At 61.7% G+C, this 19,716-nt stretch carries 19 protein-coding genes; 4 read left to right on the top strand and 15 right to left on the bottom strand.

The genetic code is table 11. The features are described 5' to 3' along the window. Window positions 1-272, top strand: a 272-nt coding sequence (locus GGI60_RS31740) for a hypothetical protein (protein WP_210314624.1), incomplete at its 5' end; no start/stop codon positions are given. Window positions 273-445: 173 nt separating this feature from the next. After that, window positions 446-2,386, top strand: coding sequence for a M23 family metallopeptidase (locus GGI60_RS30005; protein ID WP_183917050.1), 1,941 nt, complete (start codon window positions 446-448; stop codon window positions 2,384-2,386). A gap of 97 nt (window positions 2,387-2,483) precedes the next feature. Here the strand turns inward: GGI60_RS30005 and clpB are convergent, their stop codons facing one another. The 6 genes from clpB to GGI60_RS30035 form a co-directional block, all read right to left on the bottom strand. Then, complete coding sequence (gene clpB / locus GGI60_RS30010; protein ID WP_183917052.1) at window positions 2,484-5,084, bottom strand: ATP-dependent chaperone ClpB; 2,601 nt, start codon at window positions 5,082-5,084, stop codon at window positions 2,484-2,486. A 253-nt stretch (window positions 5,085-5,337) separates the two neighbouring features. Beyond that, on the bottom strand, window positions 5,338-6,048 hold the full coding sequence (locus GGI60_RS30015) for a DUF4167 domain-containing protein (RefSeq protein WP_183917054.1): 711 nt from the start codon (window positions 6,046-6,048) through the stop codon (window positions 5,338-5,340). A 343-nt stretch (window positions 6,049-6,391) separates the two neighbouring features. Then, the gene (gene prmC, locus GGI60_RS30020) at window positions 6,392-7,252 is read right to left on the bottom strand and encodes a peptide chain release factor N(5)-glutamine methyltransferase (protein WP_183917056.1); all 861 of its coding nucleotides are present in this window, start codon (window positions 7,250-7,252) and stop codon (window positions 6,392-6,394) included. Beyond that, window positions 7,249-8,328 carry a peptide chain release factor 1 gene (gene prfA / locus GGI60_RS30025; RefSeq protein ID WP_183917057.1) on the bottom strand — a complete coding sequence of 360 codons (1,080 nt, stop codon included), beginning with the start codon at window positions 8,326-8,328 and terminating at the stop codon, window positions 7,249-7,251. Before prfA ends, prmC begins: the two co-directional genes overlap by 4 nt. 28 nt (window positions 8,329-8,356) lie before the next feature. Continuing rightward, window positions 8,357-10,624 (bottom strand): phosphoenolpyruvate--protein phosphotransferase, encoded by a 2,268-nt coding sequence (gene ptsP, locus GGI60_RS30030; protein ID WP_183917059.1) that lies wholly within the window; start codon window positions 10,622-10,624, stop codon window positions 8,357-8,359. Window positions 10,625-10,713: 89 nt separating this feature from the next. Further along, window positions 10,714-11,988, bottom strand: coding sequence for an aspartate kinase (locus tag GGI60_RS30035; protein WP_064686444.1), 1,275 nt, complete (start codon window positions 11,986-11,988; stop codon window positions 10,714-10,716). Window positions 11,989-12,283: 295 nt separating this feature from the next. On the opposite strand from GGI60_RS30035, the gene ubiG reads away from it, so the two are divergent. Continuing rightward, window positions 12,284-13,030 carry a bifunctional 2-polyprenyl-6-hydroxyphenol methylase/3-demethylubiquinol 3-O-methyltransferase UbiG gene (gene ubiG / locus GGI60_RS30040; RefSeq protein WP_183917061.1) on the top strand — a complete coding sequence of 249 codons (747 nt, stop codon included), beginning with the start codon at window positions 12,284-12,286 and terminating at the stop codon, window positions 13,028-13,030. Window positions 13,031-13,084: 54 nt separating this feature from the next. On the opposite strand, the gene GGI60_RS30045 is transcribed toward ubiG, so the two are convergent. From GGI60_RS30045 to GGI60_RS30060, 4 genes are read right to left on the bottom strand one after another with little or no spacing between them, the layout of a single operon-like run. Continuing rightward, a complete protein-coding gene (locus GGI60_RS30045; RefSeq protein WP_183917063.1) occupies window positions 13,085-13,513 on the bottom strand; it encodes a DUF1178 family protein in 429 nt (142 codons plus the stop codon). Then, window positions 13,510-14,367, bottom strand: coding sequence for a carbon-nitrogen hydrolase family protein (locus tag GGI60_RS30050; protein ID WP_183917065.1), 858 nt, complete (start codon window positions 14,365-14,367; stop codon window positions 13,510-13,512). Before GGI60_RS30050 ends, GGI60_RS30045 begins: the two co-directional genes overlap by 4 nt. 10 nt (window positions 14,368-14,377) lie before the next feature. Continuing rightward, complete coding sequence (grxC, locus tag GGI60_RS30055) at window positions 14,378-14,635, bottom strand: glutaredoxin 3 (protein ID WP_010002303.1); 258 nt, start codon at window positions 14,633-14,635, stop codon at window positions 14,378-14,380. 31 nt (window positions 14,636-14,666) lie between these two features. Continuing rightward, the gene (locus GGI60_RS30060; protein ID WP_183917067.1) at window positions 14,667-15,443 is read right to left on the bottom strand and encodes a ComF family protein; all 777 of its coding nucleotides are present in this window, start codon (window positions 15,441-15,443) and stop codon (window positions 14,667-14,669) included. A gap of 77 nt (window positions 15,444-15,520) precedes the next feature. On the opposite strand from GGI60_RS30060, the gene GGI60_RS30065 reads away from it, so the two are divergent. Next, window positions 15,521-16,405, top strand: coding sequence for a methyltransferase domain-containing protein (locus GGI60_RS30065; protein ID WP_183917688.1), 885 nt, complete (start codon window positions 15,521-15,523; stop codon window positions 16,403-16,405). 76 nt (window positions 16,406-16,481) lie between these two features. Here GGI60_RS30065 and GGI60_RS30070 read toward each other — a convergent pair whose 3' ends face one another. The 5 genes from GGI60_RS30070 to argJ all read right to left on the bottom strand — a co-directional run bounded on the left by GGI60_RS30070 (window position 16,482) and on the right by argJ (window position 19,698). Next, the gene (locus GGI60_RS30070; RefSeq protein WP_183917069.1) at window positions 16,482-16,649 is read right to left on the bottom strand and encodes a Flp family type IVb pilin; all 168 of its coding nucleotides are present in this window, start codon (window positions 16,647-16,649) and stop codon (window positions 16,482-16,484) included. 62 nt (window positions 16,650-16,711) lie between these two features. Then, entirely contained in the window at window positions 16,712-17,029 is a 318-nt protein-coding gene (locus tag GGI60_RS30075; RefSeq protein ID WP_183917071.1) for a hypothetical protein, read from the bottom strand. A gap of 230 nt (window positions 17,030-17,259) precedes the next feature. Continuing rightward, a complete protein-coding gene (mutT, locus tag GGI60_RS30080) occupies window positions 17,260-17,673 on the bottom strand; it encodes an 8-oxo-dGTP diphosphatase MutT (RefSeq protein ID WP_183917073.1) in 414 nt (137 codons plus the stop codon). Further along, window positions 17,670-18,476 carry a GNAT family N-acetyltransferase gene (locus tag GGI60_RS30085; RefSeq protein ID WP_183917075.1) on the bottom strand — a complete coding sequence of 269 codons (807 nt, stop codon included), beginning with the start codon at window positions 18,474-18,476 and terminating at the stop codon, window positions 17,670-17,672. Before GGI60_RS30085 ends, mutT begins: the two co-directional genes overlap by 4 nt. Continuing rightward, the gene (gene argJ / locus GGI60_RS30090) at window positions 18,457-19,698 is read right to left on the bottom strand and encodes a bifunctional glutamate N-acetyltransferase/amino-acid acetyltransferase ArgJ (protein WP_183917690.1); all 1,242 of its coding nucleotides are present in this window, start codon (window positions 19,696-19,698) and stop codon (window positions 18,457-18,459) included. The genes GGI60_RS30085 and argJ overlap by 20 nt, the downstream gene beginning before the upstream one ends. Window positions 19,699-19,716: the final 18 nt, after the last annotated feature.

The following is a 19,716-nucleotide window of genomic DNA, read 5'->3' on the forward strand; positions in this document are numbered from 1 at the left end:
TTTCTTTAGAGCGAGAGACTTCGTCGCCAGCAGCGCCGCCGCCCTCGTTCAGTGAGTGGGCTTATAGAACCAACCCCTTTTCCAAGTCAACAGCCCATTCTGAAAAAAATCATTTTTCTTTCAAATCATTGTTTCAACACGCGAAATTTCGGAACCCGCTGAAAGCCGGTCGTTTTCCGGCTTCCGACCTCGAGCGGACGGGTTCGGAGATGCGAATATTCTTCGACTTTTCGTGGAAAGGGCGCCCTTTCGTCTCTCACGCCCCGACATGATCACAATCTGCTGGTCTTAAGGGACACATGATTCACACAGGCAAATGCAGGCAGATTGCTTCCAGTGAGCGATTTGACTTCCATGCTTAAAATATGCACATCTTTCGCCCCAGCCAGGATGGCCAGGAAATGCTCCAAGAGACTTCAAATGTAAGGATGCGGACCCGACTGCCATGATGACGGAGAAAATGATGATCCGCTCGTTGGGCAACGAGCCTCCGCTTCTGGCCGACGGCAGGCGCGCTCCCGACCGTCGCGAGGTTTCCCTGCGCTGGCTCTCGGGCACGTTCCTCACCGGCATTACCTCTTCCGTCCTGATGGGCGTCGCCCTTTTTGCCGCCCTTGATGGCCGCCAACAGCTGGCGATCCCCGCCGAAGCCTATGCGAGTGCTGCCACAGAAGCGCATGAGGATACGACCGTCGTCCGCGGCGGCCGGCTGATCGCGCCCGCCATCGCCGCAAAACCGTCCGACCGAGCGATCATGGAAGTTTCCACCGTCGTCCACGACGGCGAAAAAGAGGTCGTGCGCCGCCAGCCCTTCGCGCATGTGAAGATGACGCTGGCCGCCAACCATGTCGCGACCGAGGACTATCCCGATTTCGATCCCCTGGCGATCTTCTCCGCCGACGAGCCGCAGCCTGCCCCGCAAAGCCGCACCGGCGCGCTTTACGGCTCCGACGTTGAATCCGAAGTCAGCCTGAAAACCATCGCCTTCCCGACCGGCAAAACCGGTATGAAGATGGCCTCCGGCCTGTCACTCGAGGAGGTCGAAGAAAATGTGCGCTCCAATGGTTCCGTGCTGACCGACGGCAATACGCAGCTCGCAGCGCTTTATTACGTCGATCCGCGTCGTTTCTCCAACGAGGATGCCGATGTCGATTTGACTGCGGGTCTCTCCGCCCGCGTGCTCGAGCAGAACATGACCGTCTCCGCACCGGAATCCATCACGCCGCAGACCGAAGAATTCGCAGACGACATCCTGCCGGTGCGCGTCGACGCACCCATCGCCAAGGCGCTGACAGATTCCGGCTATCCGCAGCAATATGCCGATGGCATTGCCGGCATCATCGCCCAGCAGTTGGGAGCCAGCGACCTCGAAAAAGGCGACGTGCTGCGGATCGGCATCATCCAGAAGGGCGAACAGGCAAAGATCATCCGGGCCAGCGTCTATCGCGGAACGCGCCATCTGGTCACCGTGGCTCTCGACGACAAGGGCAAATATGTGCCAGGGAGCGAGCCGCCGATGCTGGACGCCATCGCCACAGCTTTTGATGACAATTCCTTTGCCCCGCCGCCCGGCCAGAACCTGCCACGCGTTTATGACGGTATCTTTCGCGCTGCCCTTTCCTACGGCATGACCAAGGATATGACCGCGCTGATCATCAAGCTGCTCGCCAGCAATGTCGATTTCCAGGCGCAGCTGAGACCGACGGATACGCTCGAGGCCTTCTTCTCCGTCGCCGACAGTGCCGGCCAGGCAACCGAGGATTCCGAACTGCTATACGTCAACGCCCGTTTCGGCGATACGCAGACGCGCTTCTACCGCTTCCAGGATCCCGAGGACGGCACGGTCGATTATTTCGACGAAAACGGCAAGAGCATTCGCCAGTTCCTGCTGCGCAACCCGGTTCCGAACGGAATCTTCAAATCCGGCTTCGGCATGCGCCGGCACCCAATCCTCGGTTTTGCCCGCATGCATACCGGCGTCGATTGGGCGGCCCCCCGCGGCACGGCGATCATCGCTGCCGGCAACGGCACGGTCGAGAAAGCCGGGTGGGATTCCGGTGGCTATGGCAACCAGACGATCATTCGCCATGCGAACGGTTACGAATCCTCCTACAATCACCAAAGCGCCATCGCCAAGGGCGTCGTGCCCGGCGCCAAGATCCGCCAGGGCCAAGTGATCGGCTGGGTCGGCACGACGGGCGAATCCACCGGACCGCATCTGCATTACGAGCTGATCGTCAACGGCACCAAGGTCGACCCCCTGCGCATTCGCCTGCCGGGCGGCAAATCCTTGCAGGGCGAGGCATTGGCAAAATTCGAGGATGAGCGCAAGCGCATCGATACCCTGCTGAACAACCAGACACCGGATCAGGTGGCGAGCAAGTAATCGTCGCCACAGCCGGCAGGCTGATGAACTGCTGGGGCGTCTCGGCCCAAAAAATGGCGGCCGAGGCCGCCATTTCTCATTCATCCGACGGCTCGGCCTATGCCGCTTCGCTGACCGACTGCCGGGTCCGGAACTGCAGCCGGTCCGAACCGCTTGTCACCTTCACCGTCGATCCATCCGGCACCTGGCCGGACAGAATCTGCTCGGCCAGTGGATCCTGCACGAATTTCTGGATTACCCGCTTCAGCGGCCTTGCGCCGTAGACCGGATCATACCCTTTATTCGCCAGCCAGTGGCGGGCGTCCTCATCGAGATCGATGACGATCTTGCGCTCCGACAGCAGAGCCACCAGCCGCTTCAGCTGGATATCGACGATCGCGCCCATCTCCTCGCGCTTCAGGCGGTGGAAGAGGATGATCTCGTCGATGCGGTTCAGGAATTCCGGCCGGAAATGCCCGCGCACGACCTCCATCACCTGTTCGCGAACCGTATCGCTGTCGTCGCCGTCCCTGAGCTGCGTCAGATATTCGGCGCCGAGGTTCGAGGTCATGATGATCATCGTGTTGCGGAAATCCACCGTCCGGCCCTGGCCGTCGGTGAGACGTCCATCGTCTAGTACCTGCAGAAGGATGTTGAAGACGTCCGGATGCGCCTTCTCGATCTCGTCGAACAGCACGACCTGATAAGGCCTGCGGCGCACGGCTTCCGTCAGCGCTCCGCCTTCGTCATAACCGACATAGCCGGGAGGGGCGCCGATCAGCCGGGCAACGGAGTGCTTCTCCATATATTCCGACATGTCCATGCGAACCATCGCCGTTTCGTCGTCGAACAGGAAGCGGGCGAGCGCCTTGGTGAGCTCCGTCTTGCCGACGCCGGTCGGGCCGAGGAAGATGAACGAGCCGATCGGCCGGTTCGGATCCTGCAGACCGGCGCGGGCGCGGCGGACCGCGCGCGACACGGCCTGAACAGCATCGCCCTGACCGATCACCGATTTCCCGAGCTCGTCTTCCATCCGAAGCAGCTTGTCGCGTTCGCCCTCCAGCATCTTGTCGACCGGGATGCCGGTCCAGCGGGACACGACATGGGCGATGTTGTCGGGAATCACCACCTCCTGGACCATCGCGCCGCGCTCGCCATCCTGCTTCTCGGCTTCGACGAGCTGCTTTTCGAGATCCGGAATGACGCCATAGGTCAGCTCGCCGGCGCGCTGGAACTCACCCTTGCGCTGGGCAATCGCCAGTTCGTTGCGGGCATCGTCGAGCTGCTTCTTGAGATCGGCGGCAAGGCCGAGCTTCTGCTTTTCCGCCTGCCAGCGGGCCGTCAGCGCATCGGCCTCCTCTTCAAGCGTGGTCAGTTCGGTCTCCAGCCGCTTCAGCCGATCGGCGGAGGCGACGTCGGTTTCCTTCTTCAACGCCTCGCGCTCGATCTTCAGCTGGATGATGCGGCGGTCGAGCTCGTCGAGCTCCTCCGGCTTGGAATCCACCTGCATGCGCAACCGCGCTGCCGCCTCATCCATTAGATCGATCGCCTTGTCGGGCAGGAAACGGTCGGTGATGTAACGGTTGGACAGTGTCGCGGCGGCGACAAGCGCCGCATCGGCGATGCGCACCTTGTGATGCTGCTCGTATTTCTCCTTGAGGCCGCGCAGGATCGAGATCGTGTCTTCGACCGTCGGCTCGTCGACGACGACGGGCTGGAAGCGACGGGCAAGCGCCGGATCCTTTTCGACATGCTTGCGATATTCGTCGAGCGTAGTCGCGCCGACGCAATGCAGCTCGCCGCGGGCAAGAGCAGGCTTCAGCAGGTTGGAGGCATCCATCGCCCCATCGGCCTTGCCGGCGCCGACCAGCGTGTGCATCTCGTCGATGAACAGGATGATCTCGCCGTTTTCCGCCTTCACTTCGTTGAGCACGGCCTTCAGCCGCTCTTCGAATTCGCCGCGATATTTCGCGCCGGCAATCAGCGCGCCCATGTCGAGCGCCATCAGCTTCTTGTCCTTGAGCGATTCCGGCACGTCGCCGTTGACGATACGCAGCGCCAGCCCTTCGACGATCGCCGTCTTACCGACGCCTGGCTCGCCGATCAGCACCGGGTTGTTCTTGGTGCGGCGGGACAGGACCTGGATGGTGCGGCGAATCTCATCGTCGCGCCCGATCACCGGATCGAGCTTGCCTTCGCGAGCTTCGCCGGTCAGATCACGCGCGAATTTCTTTAGAGAATCGAAGCCCTGCTCGGCGTTGGAGGAATCGGCCGTCCGACCCTTGCGGATATCGTTGATGACCTGGTTGAGGCCCTGAGCCGTGACGCCGGCATTCTTAAGTGTCGAAAAGGTCGACGCCGAGGATTCGATTGCCAGCGCCTGCAGCAGGCGCTCAACGGTGACGAAGCTGTCGCCGGCCTTCTTCGCCGCCTCTTCGGCGGTCGAAAGCACCTTGGCCAGCGGCTGCGCCAGATAGATGTTGCCGTTGCCGCCTGAGATCTTCGGCAATTTGGCAAGGGCGGCGTCATTGGCAAGCCGGGCAGCCTTGGGATCGCCGCCAGCGCGCTCGATCAGCGACGCCGCCATCCCCTGATCGTCATCGAGCACGACTTTCAGCACGTGCTCGGGCGAAAATTGCTGATGACCCTGCGCTAGCGCATAGGTCTGCGCCGACTGGATGAAGCCGCGCACCCGCTCCGAATATTTCTCGATATTCATATTCCACCTCCATGGATCGCCCTGCCCTTACGAGGCGCAGACCGATGATTGAGATCGGCCCCCTGAAAAGGCAGGCCGCGCTTGCCCGTCTCTCGATTTGGGCGAAGCAGTTCGAGGAGAATATGGTAGCCTTTTCCAGGAGTTTAAAGAGCCGGTAAAATGAAAATCCCCGGCACAGGGCCGGGGATTTTCAAGCAAATCCGGGCAGATGGTATGAACGTCCCGCCTTTTCCCGAAGGAAAGGCGAAATCCTTCACTCCGATGTGGCGTCCGCCAGAACAGGCGCCTCGGCGGAAGCGCCCTCGCCTTCCGGGGCTGCGTCGCCTTCTGCGCCACGACGCGGGCGACGGGGACGATTGCCGGCGCTGCGGCGGCGCGGCTGGCGTTCGCGCGGCTGGCCGGCGGAACCTTCCTCGTCCATGGCGACCTCGGCAGGAATGCCTTCGATCTCCGGCTGCGGGCCGGTTCCATCGATGACCTCGGGCTGAGGTGCCGGAGCGGGAGCCGGCTGCGGCTGTGCCTGCGGCTGGTGCTGCCTGCTCTGCGGCGGCTGAACGATAACGACATCATCGCCGTCATTGTCGTTGTTATCAACATCGTCGCCGTCGCGATCCGCCGCGTCGCGGTCATTGTAGTCGCCGCGGTCGTCGCGCTGGAAACGCTCCTGCATCTGCGCCTGGGCGCTGGCGATGATCCGATTGTAGTGTTCGGCGTGCTGAAGATAGTTCTCGGCCATCACGCGGTCGCCGGAGCTCTGGGCGTCACGGGCAAGTTGCGCATATTTCTCGGCAATATGCTGGGCAGTGCCGCGAATTTTCACGTCGGGGCCGGAGCTGTCATAGGTCCGGGTCAGCGGATTGCCGCCCTTGCGGTTAAAATTGTTGTTGTTGTTATTTCCGCCGCCGCCATTGTTATTATTGTTACCACGCCCTCGACCGCGCTTGTTTTGCTGTCCTGGCCTCATAGATCGTTCACCTGAATTCTCTGTTTGTGATGGATACATGGCACCAACCGCCATGACCGGAAAACCGGGTCAGGACCTTTGTGCCGCGAGCATACTGCGCCTCTGCGCCGACCTGCCGCTTGGTTCTCAAGTCAGTTTGACTGATTCACGCGTTGGGTCGTGTTCAACCGTTGAAACTCTCGTTTAAAAGAGCGGACCCCCGAGGCAAACCAAGTACCGAACGAATCTCGTTCATTCCTCTCTGCCCAACACGTGTCCGCAACCTATATTGCTTCCCGGGGAAATCCAAGCCTTTTCTTCGCAATAACAATAATGTCCCGTTCAATGCCGCCATAATCGCCTTCTAGGCGAGCGCGAACATGAGCGCCCTGTCGTTCTGACCATAATCTTTCACGGATTTGAGGCAGTTGAAGCCCTTCGCTTCGAAGATCGCCGTCACATCGTTTCGCTGATCGTAGCCGATTTCCAGTGCGAGAACCCCATCGGGCCTCATGAACCTTGCCGCATCCTTGGCTATGGCTCTGTAGGCGTCAAGCCCATCCGGGCCGCCATCCAGAGCCGCAACCGGATCAAATTTCGTCACTTCGGGAGCAAGATCATGAATGACATTGGAGGCAATATAGGGCGGATTTGAGACAATCGCGTGAAATGAGCCCTGGATCTTCTCGAACCATTTCGACCGTACAGCCTGAAAGCGATCCTGCAACCCGTTTCTTTCTGCGTTTGATCTTGCCGTTCCAAGGGCATCCGCCGATATGTCGCTGCCGATACCTGACGCCTCGGGACACTCGCTCAACAGCGCAAGGCATATCGCCCCGGTCCCTGTTCCGATGTCAAGAATATGGAGACGCCCGTGGGCCTTTGCAAGGTCCTTGAGATAGGGAAGCACTGTATCGACCAGAATTTCCGTATCCGGCCGCGGCTCCAGGGTTTCCGCCGATAGCTGGAGCGCCAGGCCGTAAAATTCCCGCTCGCCAAGAATGCGATGCACCGGCTCATGGCCGAGTCGCCGCTCCAGCGCCTTGGAAATCATCGCGATTTGATCAGCAGAAAGCTTCTCGGCCGATCGCGTCAACAGTTCGGTCGATGACTGTTTCAGAAGGCCCGCGACAAGCAGACGCGCATCGGTTGCCGGATCGGCGATGCCTGCCTCCGTGAAGCGACGGCGCGCTTCGGCAAGCATTTCGGCGACCGTCTGGCTCATAGCTGCTCGCCGAGCTGCGCAAGCTGGCTTGCCTGATAGTCGGCCATCAACGCATCGACGACCTCCTCGATCTCACCCTCCATCATCCGGTCGAGCTTATAGAGCGTCAGATTGATGCGATGGTCCGTCACGCGTCCCTGCGGGAAGTTATAGGTGCGGATGCGTTCCGAGCGATCGCCGGAGCCGACCTGGCTCTTGCGGTCGGCCGAGCGTTCGCTGTCGGCCCGCTGCCGCTCGGCATCGTAGAGCCTGGAACGCAGAACCTGCATCGCTTTGGCGCGGTTCTGATGCTGCGATTTTTCCGAGCTGGTGACGACGATGCCGCTCGGCAGGTGCGTGATGCGCACCGCCGAGTCAGTCGTATTAACGTGCTGGCCGCCGGCACCGGAGGAACGCATCGTGTCGATGCGGATATCTTCCGGCCGGATTTCGATGTCGATCTCCTCTGCCTCCGGCAGCACCGCCACCGTCGCGGCCGAGGTATGGATGCGCCCGCCCGCCTCGGTTTCCGGCACACGCTGCACGCGGTGTACGCCGGATTCGAATTTCAGCTTGGCAAAGACGCCTCGCCCGGTGATCGTCGCAATGATTTCCTTGTAGCCGCCGGCTTCACCCTCACTTGCAGAGAGCACCTCCACCTTCCAGCCCTTTTCGGCGGCGAAACGCTCATACATGCGGAAGAGATCGCCAGCAAAAAGGGCAGCTTCCGAGCCGCCGGTACCGGCGCGGATTTCCAGGATCGCGCTCTTTTCATCCGCCGCATCCTTCGGCAGAAGCAGGATCTGCATTTCCTGCTCCAGCGCCTCGATCCGCGCTCTCACTTCGGGCAATTCGAGGTCGGCTAGATCGCGCATCTCGCGATCGACCGATTTGTCCTCGAGCAGCGTTTCGAGATCGGCAAGCTCAGCGACCGCCTTCTCGTAGGCGCGGATCTTCGTGACGACAGGCTGCAGCTCGGAATATTCGGATGCGAGCTTCACATACACATCGGCGGCCGGGCCGGCCGACATGCGCGCCTCGATCTCGCCGAATCGACGTTCCAGCTCGCGCATCTTTTCAACGGGAAGCTTCGCCACCCTTCACTCCGATTCTTCTTATATTTCTCTAAAGGGGAATATTGTGGCTCTCGGCGAAGCGGGCAAGCACCTCGCGCATCGTCACCGTGCTGCGATGATCGTCCAGCACTTCGTCCATCACCTTTGCCAACGCTTCGACATCAAGCCCGAGCAGCATCGCTTTCACTGGCCCGATCGAGGCCGGTGACATCGAAATCGAGCGGAATCCGATGCCGAGCAGCGCCATTGCCGAGAGCGGCTTGCCGGCAAGTTCGCCGCAAAGCGTCACCGGCGTCTTGTTCCGATCCGACCCACGCACGATGTCGCGCAGGATCCGCAAAAACGGCTTGCCCAGTGGATCGAAGCGGTCCGACACCCGCGCATTGCCGCGGTCGACGGCCATCGAGAACTGGAAGAGGTCGTTCGAACCGACCGAAACGAAATCGACCGCCTCCATCAGCTCGTCGAGCTGCCAGAGCAGCGCCGGCACCTCCAGCATCGCACCGAATTGCAGCTTGCGCGGCAGCCCGTGGCCGAAGCGCGAGAGATGCTGCACTTCCTTCTGCAGGAGCTCGCGCACCATCCTCAGCTCGGAAACCTCGGTCACCATCGGCACCATCAGCTTCAGCTCGGTATCGGCCGACGCTTTCAGCAGGGCGCGCAGCTGAGTGCGCAACAATCCCGGCCGGTCGAGCGACAGCCGGATGGCGCGCCAGCCGAGTGCGGGGTTTTCCTCCTCGTGGCCGCGGAAATAGGGCACGACCTTGTCGCCACCGATATCGAGCGTGCGGAAGGTGACGACGCGGCCGGCCGCCTGTTTGATCACATTGCGGTAGAACTGCTCCTGCTCGTCCGCCTTCGGCATGGTGGAGGCGATCATGAATTGCAGCTCGGTGCGGAAGAGACCGATGCCCTCTGCACCCGATTCCGACAGCTGCGGCAGATCGACCAGCAGGCCGGCATTCATCATCAGCGAGATCCGCTGGCCGTCTTTGGTGACCGGCTCGATGGCGCGCAGTGCCCGGAACTGCTCCTGCCGTCTGGCGCGGAAGCGGACCTTTTCCTCGTAGGAACGGCGATGATCGGCCATTGGCCGCAGGTGCACATGCCCCTCATCGGCGTCGATGATCACGGCATCGCCGTTCTCGGCGAGCGCCACGACACCCGCCGCCTGGCCGATAACAGGAATGCCCATGGCACGCGCGACGATCACCACATGGCTCGTCACCGCCCCTTCCTCCAGCACCAGCCCGCGGACATTGGCTCGCGGATAATCGAGCAGTTCCGCCGCCCCCATGGCGCGCGCCAGGATGACCGCGTCGTTGGGGAACCCCTCCGCGGTCGTCCGCCCGGCATAACCGGTCAACTGCCGAAGCAGACGGTTCGCCAGATCCTCGAAATCATGCATGCGTTCGCGCAGATAGGGGTCGGTCAACCGCATCATCCGCGCCTTGGTGTCGCTCTGCACCTTCTCGACCGCCGCTTCCGCCGTCAGGCCGTTGCGGATCGCCTCCTCGAGCTTGCGCACCCAGCCCTGGTCATGCGCGAACATCCGGTAGGTTTCGAGCACCTCACGATGCTCGCCCTCCATCGACACGTCGCGACGCGACAGCATGTCGTCGATCGAGATCCTGAGCGACCCCATGGCTTCAGCCAGCCGCCGGATCTCCTTCTCGGCATCCTCGTTGAGCAGGTTGGTAACGACGATGCGCGGCTCGTGCAGCACGACGTAGCCGAGGCCGATGCCGTCATTATACGTGTCGCCGTCGACGGTCACCGAGCGCGTCAGGTCGAGTTCAAGGCCCGGCTTGGTGATCTTCTTCAGTTCGCCGGTTGCGATCATCTCGGCAAGCACCATTGCCGTCGTCTCGAGCGCTTCCACCTCTTCCTCGCGATAGGTGCGGCTCGCCTTGTTCTGCACGACGAGAACGCCGAGCGAGCGCCCGGTCCTCAAGATCGGCACGCCGAGGAAGGAATGGTAGATCTCTTCACCCGTCTCCGGCAGGTAGCGGAACGCCGGATGCGACTGCGCGTCGGAAAGGTTGAGCGGCTGCGCTGAAGCCGCGATCGTGCCGACGAGGCCCTGCCCCATCTTCAGCTGTGCCAGGTGCACGGCCTCGCGGTTGAGGCCTTCGGTGGCGTAGAGTTCAAGCACACCGTCGGCGCGCAGCACATAGACGGAGCAGACTTCCGCCACCATGTTGCTGGCAATCTGGCGGACGATCCGGTCAAGACGATCCTGCGGCTCCAGCGGCTCTGCCATCAACTCGCGCAGCCGCCTGAGCAGCACGCGCGGACCGCCGGAAAGGTCTCTCATGACGTCTCAAGCTCCCGAAACAACGCACTCTGTCCCGGCCGGCCTGCCGTCGTCTCCTCAACCTGAAGGAGCAGGCCACCCGCTGGGAATCAATTCTTATCCAGACCGTAGCAGGAATGCAAAGTCCTGACAGCGAGTTCTGCATAGGGACCGTCGATCAGGATGGAAATCTTGATCTCGGAGGTGGTGATCGCCTTGATGTTGATGCCTTTTTCGGCAAGTGCACGAAATGCGGTAGCAGCAACGCCGGCATGGCTGCGCATGCCGATGCCGATGACCGAGACTTTCACCAGTCCCGATTCGTTCTGCACGACGTCGTAGCCGATCTTCTCCTTATGGTCGCCGAGCACCTTGATCGCCTTCTCGACGTCGCCAGACGGCACGGTGAAGGTCATATCGGTCTTCGATCCGTCCTCGGAAATATTCTGGACGATCATGTCGACGTTGATATGGGATTCGGCAAGCGGCCCGAAGATCGCGGCGGAGACGCCCGGCCGGTCGGCAAGACGGCGAAGCGAGATCTGAGCCTCATCCTTGGCATAGGCGATGCCGGTGACTACTTCCTGTTCCACGATTTCATCCTCGTCACAAATCAGCGTTCCGGGCGGGTTCAACAGATCACCCATGCCCGGAGCATCGGGATCTTCGAAAGACGAGCGCACGAAGGTACGCACCTTGTGCACCATGGCGAGCTCGACCGAGCGCACCTGCAGCACCTTGGCGCCGAGCGAAGCCATCTCGAGCATTTCTTCGAAAGCGATCTTCTTCAGCCTTCGCGCCTGCGGCACGATGCGCGGATCGGTCGTGTAAACGCCGTCGACATCGGTATAGATATCGCAGCGATCCGCTTTGACAGCGGCCGCGATGGCGACGGCCGACGTATCCGATCCGCCGCGTCCGAGCGTGGCGAGGCGGTTGTCCGGTCCCAGCCCCTGGAAGCCGGCGATGACGGCGACCTGCCCCTCGCCCATGCGCTTGATGATGTCGGAGCCGTCGATCTCCAGGATGCGCGCCGCGCCATGGGCATTGTCCGTGCGGATCGGGATCTGCCACCCCTGCCAGGATCGCGCATTGATATCCATCGCTTGTAATGCGATCGCCAGCAGCCCCGAGGTCACCTGCTCGCCGGAGGCGACGACCGCATCATATTCGCGCGCATCGTAAAACGGAGAGTTGGCGCCGATCACCTTCGGCATGCCCTGCACCCAGCCGACCAGCTCGTTGGTCTTGCCGGACATGGCCGAAACGACCACCGCCACCTCGTGGCCGGCATCGACTTCACGTTTCACATGGCGGGCAACGTTCTTGATGCGGTCCAGGTCAGCGACGGACGTCCCGCCGAATTTCATTACGATGCGTGCCATATGCCTCTACCACGACTGGCGCCGGAAAACGGAAACCCGGACCCGGCATCACGAAAGCTCTGGGGCGGACCGCTTGGCGAAAGAGCCGAGTTACATTTTCTGGAACCACTCTAAAAGCCCAGGCCTGTAAGGCCCCAAGTTGCGGGGTCTCTTAGCGAGTTTGGCGGGGGGAGGCAAGCGCGCGCGATAAAAGCAATTGCCGGGCGGTTCCACGCCTGCCGGTCTCCTGCTTCGCGCCCCTTGACTTATGCCTGTGATCATCCGACTTCACATCTGACGAACGAAGGAGTGGACGATGACGGAAGGCGCCAGAAGCACGATCGACCAGGGCGAAGTGGACCGCTTCTCGGCGATGGCGGCGGAATGGTGGAGCCCGACCGGCAAGTTCAAACCGCTGCACAAATTCAATCCCGTCCGCCTCGCCTATATCAGAGACAAGGCCTGCGAGAATTTCGGCCGCGATCCGAAAAGCCCTCGCCCGCTCGAGGGTCTGCGCGTCCTCGATATCGGCTGCGGCGGCGGCCTTTTGTCGGAACCGGTCGCCCGCATGGGTGCCACCGTCACCGGCGCGGACCCTTCCGAGAAAAATATCGGCATCGCCTCGACCCATGCGAAAGCGTCCGGCGTTCCGGTCGACTACCGCGCCGTCACCGCCGAGGAGCTCGCCGAGGCCGGTGAGACCTTCGATATCGTGCTGAACATGGAAGTGGTCGAACACGTCGCCGACGTCGAGTTCTTCATGACGACCTGCGCAAAAATGGTCCGCCCCGGCGGCCTGATCTTCGTTGCCACCATCAACCGCACGATGAAGGCGGCAGCGCTTGCCATCTTCGCCGCCGAGAACATCCTGCGCTGGCTGCCGCGCGGCACCCACCAGTATGAAAAGCTGGTGCGTCCGGAAGAGCTGGAGAAACCGCTTGCCGCAAGCGGCCTCGAAATCACCGACCGCACCGGCGTCTTCTTCAATCTGCTGTCGAACCAGTGGAATCTGTCGAGAGATATGGACGTGAACTATATGCTGCTGGCAAAACGGCCGGCTTGATGCGGCATTCAAGCCGGCTACGTTTCGTCATTGGGCCAATGCGCCGGCTGAATTTCAGTGTACATCCTCCGGCAGAACCGGAATAGCAGCGATCTCGATGCCTTCTTCCACCAGCGCCTGCGCTTCGTCCAACGTCGCCTGGCCGATGATGCCGCGGGCATCGGCCTCGCCATAATGGATCTTGCGGGCCTCCTCGGGAAACTTCGTGCCGACATCCTCGGAATTTGCTTTGACAGCGGCGACGGCCTCTTTCAGTTTTTGCAGGGCCTCCTGCCGCATCGCGTCCATCGCCAGGGTCTGCCTCTCTTCCTTCTTGCGCGCCGTCGAAACGGAAGGCGCCATCAGAAGCTTGGAGACGGCGGCGGAATGGCAGACCGGGCAGGTCAGGAAACCGGTCGCGACCTGACGGTCGAAGTCGGCGCTTTCCGAAAACCAGCCTTCGAATTCATGGGCATTGTCGCAGGTGAGAGAATAGCGGATCAAGCGGCGACGCCTCCTTCGACTGCCCCCGCAATCTTTTCGACCGAGAATTCCCGGCCGTTCCTCAGGTTCGGGATCTTGTCATGCGCAGCCTTGACCGCGCCGGGATCGATCTCGGCGAGGATGACCGCCTCGCCTGTGGCCCCGGCCGAGGCCAGCACCGTGCCCCAGGGATCGATGATCATCGAGTGACCGAAAGTCTCGCGCCCATCCTCGTGCCGGCCGGCCTGCGCCGCGGCGATGACGAAGACACCATTCTCGATTGCGCGGGCGCGCAGAAGGATCTCCCAATGCGCTTCGCCCGTCTGCCGGGTGAAGGCGGCGGGAACCGTCATCACTTCGGCGCCGGCAATCGCCTGGGCACGGAAAAGGGCGGGAAAGCGCACGTCATAGCAGATCGCAAAACCCATTTCGGCAAAGGGCAGCGACAGGACACGCGCCTCCGAACCGGCCTTATAGGCCGCACTTTCACGCCAGCTCTCTCCATTGTCGAGATCGACATCAAACATGTGGATCTTGTCGTAGCGATTGAGGATCCTGCCGTCCGGACCGAACAGGAAACCGCGATTGGCGAGCTTGCCGTCGGAAAGCGCGATCGCCGTCGAGCCGACATGCATGTAGATGCCAAATTCCCGAGCAAGCTCGGAGCCCGTCTTGACGATAATGTCATGCGTCTCGTCGGCGAGCACGGCAAGCGCCGCGGCGCGGTCGCGCTGCAGCATGCCGGTCATCTCGGGCGTCTGCACATAGGTCGCGCCCTGGGCGGCAGCCTCGCGCACCAGTCGCGCCATGGCGGCGGCATTCTTGACCGGATCGACCCCGGAGCACATCTGAATGGCGGCAGCCTTGAAACTCATCGGTTCCTCCTCAGGCCGCCAGCATCGGATCGAGCTTGCCGGCTCGGTCGAGGGCAAAGAGATCGTCGCAGCCGCCGACATGTTCGGCGCCGATGAAGATCTGCGGGAAGGTGGTCCGCCCGTTCGACTTGCCGATCATCTCCTGACGAAGGTCCGGGGAATAGGTCGCATCGTGCTCGACGTAGTCGACGCCCTTTTCTTCAAGAAGGGACTTGGCGCGGCTGCAATAGCCGCAGAACTGTCGTGTATAGATCGTGACGGGTACCATAATATCTCCAGACGGATGCCGGGTATTTCTGTCATATAGGCTCGGAGAGAGCCCTTGCAAAGGTCAAAACCGTGATCTCGGCCGCACCCGCCTTGCGCAGCGTCCGGCTTGCGGCGGCAACCGTCGCCCCTGTCGTGTAGACGTCGTCGATAAGGACGACGCGCTTGCCGAAAATGTCGTTTTCGCGCCCCTTCGTAATCGCGAAAGCGCCTCTGACATTGTCCTCGCGTGCCTTGGCGCCGAGGCCAATCTGCTGGCTGGTCCGCTTGACGCGGACAAGGGTGGCGGCAAGCAGCGGTTTTCCCGAAAGCCTTGCCATATGGCGGGCAAGCTCGGCAGCCTGATTGAACTTGCGGGTCAGCATGCGGGTGCGGTGCAGCGGCACCGGAATCAGCGCATCGCAGCTTTCGACCGTCCCGTCAGAGGCGCGCAGCATCCAGCCGGCCATCATCGGCGCCAGATCGGTGCGATCCCGATATTTGAGCCCGTGCACGAGGTCGCGAACCGCATGGTCGTGGGTCGCCGCCGACCGCAGCCGGTCGAAAGGCGGCGGATTGGCGATCGCCTCGGCGCTGAGGATGCCGGCGCCGAGATCGTGCGAGAACGGAATGCCGAGGACCTCGCAATAGGGCCGTTCGATGAAGCGGATGCCGGCCCAGCATTTCGCGCACAGTCCGCGATGGCCACCGGTCGAAATACCGCAGACAGAACAGGCGGGCGGATAAAGAAAGTCGGCGAGCGCCGAAAACGGCCGCAAGAGCTGCGTCCGCAAGAACTCCGCCGGTCTCTCGAAATCGATTGGTCCCATGCCGACGAGACTAGCCTGTTCTCATCCAAAGGAAAATCGCCTTGCTGCTTCAGCGGGGCGGGACTATGGACATCGCCATGGAAACGATCTTCGACAGAGACCTGATCGCCGCACATCGCCATCGCGCGCTTGTCAACAACGACCCGAAAGCCGCCTTTCTGCTGGACATCGCGGCAGAGGAAATGGCCGAGAGGCTTGATGTCGTCGAGCGGCGTTTTGAAACCGCCGTCGAATTGCACGGCACGACAGGTGCGGCGGCCCGCGCGGCAATGGCGACGGGCAAGATCAGCACAATGATCCGCATCGAGAGCGAGAAGGCCTATGCGGCCCCAGGCGATACCCTGATCGAAGCGCCTTTCGAAGACGTCCCGCTCGAGCCGCAATCGACCAATCTCGTCCTTGCGCCGCTCAGCCTGCATTTGACCAACGACACACCGGGTGTTTTCATCCAGATCCGGCGTGCTTTGAAGCCGGACGGCCTGTTCCTGGCAGCCATTCCCGGCGCCGGCACGCTGCAGGAACTGCGCGACGCCCTCTTGACCGCCGAGGTCGAAATGACCGGCGGCGCCAGCCCGCGCGTCATTCCCTTCGCCGATGTGCGCGATGTCGGCAGTCTCATGCAGCGCGCCGGCTTCACCCTGCCGGTGATCGACGCTGAGACCTATACGGTACGATATGATTCTCTCTTTCCGCTGATGCGCGATCTCCGAGCCATGGGCATGAGCAATCCGCTCGCAGCCCGCGACCGCATGCCCCTGACCCGCGCCTTCTTCCTGCGTGCGGCAGAGATTTATGCCGATCGCTATTCCGACCCGGACGGACGCATTCGCGCGACCTTTTCAATCATCTATGTCTCCGGATGGGCGGCTCACGAGAGCCAGCAGAAGCCGCTCCAGCCAGGTTCGGCCAAGGTACGCCTTGCCGATGCGCTGAAAGTGGACGAGCACAAGCTCAGGCAATAGTGAATGATATCGAAAAGTGTCAGGGGCTAGTGCAGCTCGTCATGCTGCAGCCCGTCAAAAACAGTCGGCCGCCAGTTCAATTGACGGTGATATTGTTGCTGACAACGCTGAAGACGTTCTGCAGGCTGCCGGTAAAGATGCCGAGACCCGAGACAAGCGCTGTGCAGATGACGGCGGCGATCAGGCCGTATTCGACCGCCGTTGCACCTGTGCCGTCCGCAAGAAATGCTTTCAAAAGACGCATTACCAACTCTCTGAATTGACTGCAATGACCAATTGCAAGCCATCAGGCGATGGCCGGCATTTTCAACAACCGGCGCCGACGCCATATCCCTGAACGACGCAAACCGACCCGGGCGTCTCCTGGAGGACGCTACGGCGGATCGTATAACGCTTACCGCCTTCGTTGTTCGGGATCGATCCGGTGGTGATCGTGTCGAAATCCACCGGCGCGCTGGCAAAGACGCTTTTCTTCGAAGAATCGGCAAGCATCGGCGTCAGGATCAGCGTCAGGGCGACCACCGCCGTGCCAAAGAGAAGGGCGATATTGAGCGCACCCGTCCTGCGCGAGGCAGACGAAGCCCGTTCCTTCTCCCGGACCGCTTTCCAGAAATCATCGTCCATGAGGTCAAGCCTTTTAATACACGCACGCCAGATGCTTGATTGAGGCCGATCTTTGGCAGAAGGTGTTAAACGATCCATTAATATCCACAGCCGAAAGCAGCACGGCGTAATAATAATCAGCAAACGCTAATGCATAGCACCTGGAAATGTCCGGCGACTGCAGAATAATGACACATCGACAAAACAAAATCGCGGGCGGGTCGCCCGGACCAAGCTCAACGAGAGCCGCTTTAAAGCAAATCCTGCAGCATCGGGATAAGCGGCTCGTCGGCCGGCGGCATCGGGTAATCCCGAAGAGCCCCCGCACGCACCCATTTCAGCGCCTGCCCCTCGCGGCCCTGTGCAATGCCTTCATAGCGCCGGCAAATATAAAGCGGCATCAGGAGATGGAACGTCTCGTAGGAATGGCTGGCGAAAGTCAGCGGCGCGAGGCAGGCGATCTTCGTCTTGATGCCGAGTTCTTCCTCGAGCTCGCGCACCAGCGTCTCCTCCGGCGTCTCGCCGGGCTCGACCTTGCCGCCGGGAAACTCCCAGAGCCCGGCAAGCGATTTTCCCTCGGGACGCTGTGCCAATAGAATACGCCGATCGGCATCGATCAGCGCGCAGGCGGCGACCAGCAATATCTTCCGGCCTGCCTCGCTCATCGCGTCTCCCGCTGCCAATAACAATAATGATAGGCGTCGCGAAACCCGAGGCGCTCATAAAGTGCGATCGCCGGGCGGTTGGAAAGCTTTACCTGCAGCCAGGCCGATCGGGCGCTGCGCATGCGGGCCCAGCGCAGCGCCGAAGTCAGGATTTCGGTGCCCAGTCCTTCGCGCCGCCGCGTTTCGCAGACCGAAAGCGACATGATGCCGGCAAGATCGTTGTCCTGGACGCAGAGCACGGTCGCGAGCGGTCCCTCTGCCGCATTTTCGATCATGAAGAGGCCCGATGGCGGCTTGATCGCGGAAATGATTTCGGCGAGCGCCGGCTTCAAGCTCAGCGGCGCCCTCTCGACCGTCAGATTGGCATCGACGAAACGGCCGACGTCATGGGTCGGCAGATGATCGAGCGTATCCGGCAGCGCAGCCTCGGCGAGATCGCAGGTCATTACCACTGTCTCGTCAAATCGCGTCCAGTTCTGGGCGCGCAGAAGCTCGATCAGCACCGGCGACGCCAGCGGAGTCTGCCGGACGACGGCGGCGCGGCCATAGGCCTCGAACTTGCGGCTCGCCTTTTCCAGGCGGATCTGGACGTCGCGATGGTCCGAGGGATCGAGCGGCACGATGGAGTTCAGCCGATTGGACGGGTGGCCGGCTGTCAACCGGACCTGCCAACTGCCGTCATATTGCACGGATGCCGCCGGCCAGGCGCGAAAACCGACAGCCTCCAGCCTGCGGACCAGCGGCAAATTCTGCGAGGAAATAGATGCCTGCTCCAACGAACGATCAGCTCCGATAGTCGCCATTGATCGCAACATATTCCTTGGTGAGGTCGCAGGTCCAGACGATTGCCGAACCAGAGCCGAGGCCGATATCGACTTTGACGGGGATATCCTGCGCCTTCATCACATTCGAGGCGGCTTCCTCGGAATAATCGGGATCACGCTCGCCATTGACCGCGACCCTGACGTCGCCGAACCAGATGGCCAGCCGGTCGCGGTCGGCCATCTCGCCTGACTTGCCCACGGCCATGACGATCCGGCCCCAATTGGCGTCTTCGCCGGCAGCCGCCGTCTTGACCAGCGGCGAATTGGCAATCGACAGCGCGATACGCTTGGCGGCGGCGTCGCTCTCGGCACCGGTCACCGTGATTTCGAGCATCTTCGTGGCGCCCTCGCCGTCACGCACCACCTGCAGCGACAGATCCTTCAGCACTTCGTTGAGAGCGGCGCGGAAGGCGGCAAGCCGGGGATCGTCGGCGCGTTCGATGCGGGTCTGGCCGTCTTCGGCCGCCGCACCCGTCGCAAACAGCATCAGCGTGTCGGACGTGGAGGTGTCGCTGTCGACGGTCATGGAATTGAAGGTCGGGCCGACGCCATCCGACAGCAGCACCTGCAGCGCGGCCGGCGCGATATCGGCATCGGTGACGACGAAAGAGAGCATCGTCGCCATATCGGGCGCAATCATGCCGGCACCCTTGGCGATACCGTTGATCGTCACGGCAACCCCGCCGATTTCGGCGCTGCGGGTCGAAACCTTCGGATAGGTGTCGGTCGTCATGATCGCCTTGGCGGCTTCGAACCAGAAATCGCTGGTGGCCTCAGCCTGCATCTTATCCAGGACACCTGAGAATTTGGTGGCATCGAGCGGTTCGCCGATGACGCCCGTCGATGCCAGGTAGACCTCGTTCTCGCCGCAGCCGACGGCGGCGGCTGCCGATTTCGCCGTCAGCGCGGTCGCCTGGCGGCCCTTCATGCCGGTAAAAGCATTGGCATTGCCGGAATTGACGACGACGGCCCGGGCGCTGCCATGGGGCAGGTTGGCGCGGCAAAAATCGACCGGCGCCGACGGGCACTTGGAGCGGGTAAACACCCCCGCGACGGCGGCCGGCTTGTCGAAGACCATCATCAGCACGTCGGTACGGTTCTTGTACTTGATGCCGGCGGACGCCGTCGCCATGCGCACGCCGCGCAGCGAAGGCATCTGGACGAAGGATTTCGGTGCGAGCGGAGAAACGGAACCGGACATGATGAAACCTGCCAATGA

Origin of the sequence: Rhizobium lentis (assembly GCF_014200175.1) — a bacterium.
GTDB lineage: Bacteria > Pseudomonadota > Alphaproteobacteria > Rhizobiales > Rhizobiaceae > Rhizobium > Rhizobium mulingense.

Coding starts and splice junctions, on each gene's coding strand:
- GGI60_RS30060 (WP_183917067.1), bottom strand. CDS start 15,443: ATGGGACCAATCGATTTCGAGAGACCGGCGGAGTTCTTGCGGACGCAG.
- mutT (WP_183917073.1), bottom strand. CDS start 17,673: ATGAGCGAGGCAGGCCGGAAGATATTGCTGGTCGCCGCCTGCGCGCTG.
- argJ (WP_183917690.1), bottom strand. CDS start 19,698: ATGTCCGGTTCCGTTTCTCCGCTCGCACCGAAATCCTTCGTCCAGATG.
- ptsP (WP_183917059.1), bottom strand. CDS start 10,624: ATGAGAGACCTTTCCGGCGGTCCGCGCGTGCTGCTCAGGCGGCTGCGC.
- GGI60_RS30070 (WP_183917069.1), bottom strand. CDS start 16,649: ATGCGTCTTTTGAAAGCATTTCTTGCGGACGGCACAGGTGCAACGGCG.
- ubiG (WP_183917061.1), top strand. CDS start 12,284: ATGACGGAAGGCGCCAGAAGCACGATCGACCAGGGCGAAGTGGACCGC.
- GGI60_RS30065 (WP_183917688.1), top strand. CDS start 15,521: ATGGAAACGATCTTCGACAGAGACCTGATCGCCGCACATCGCCATCGC.
- GGI60_RS30085 (WP_183917075.1), bottom strand. CDS start 18,476: ATGGCGACTATCGGAGCTGATCGTTCGTTGGAGCAGGCATCTATTTCC.
- GGI60_RS30015 (WP_183917054.1), bottom strand. CDS start 6,048: ATGAGGCCAGGACAGCAAAACAAGCGCGGTCGAGGGCGTGGTAACAAT.
- GGI60_RS30005 (WP_183917050.1), top strand. CDS start 446: ATGATGACGGAGAAAATGATGATCCGCTCGTTGGGCAACGAGCCTCCG.
- clpB (WP_183917052.1), bottom strand. CDS start 5,084: ATGAATATCGAGAAATATTCGGAGCGGGTGCGCGGCTTCATCCAGTCG.
- GGI60_RS30050 (WP_183917065.1), bottom strand. CDS start 14,367: ATGAGTTTCAAGGCTGCCGCCATTCAGATGTGCTCCGGGGTCGATCCG.
- grxC (WP_010002303.1), bottom strand. CDS start 14,635: ATGGTACCCGTCACGATCTATACACGACAGTTCTGCGGCTATTGCAGC.
- GGI60_RS30035 (WP_064686444.1), bottom strand. CDS start 11,988: ATGGCACGCATCGTAATGAAATTCGGCGGGACGTCCGTCGCTGACCTG.
- prmC (WP_183917056.1), bottom strand. CDS start 7,252: ATGAGCCAGACGGTCGCCGAAATGCTTGCCGAAGCGCGCCGTCGCTTC.
- GGI60_RS30075 (WP_183917071.1), bottom strand. CDS start 17,029: ATGGACGATGATTTCTGGAAAGCGGTCCGGGAGAAGGAACGGGCTTCG.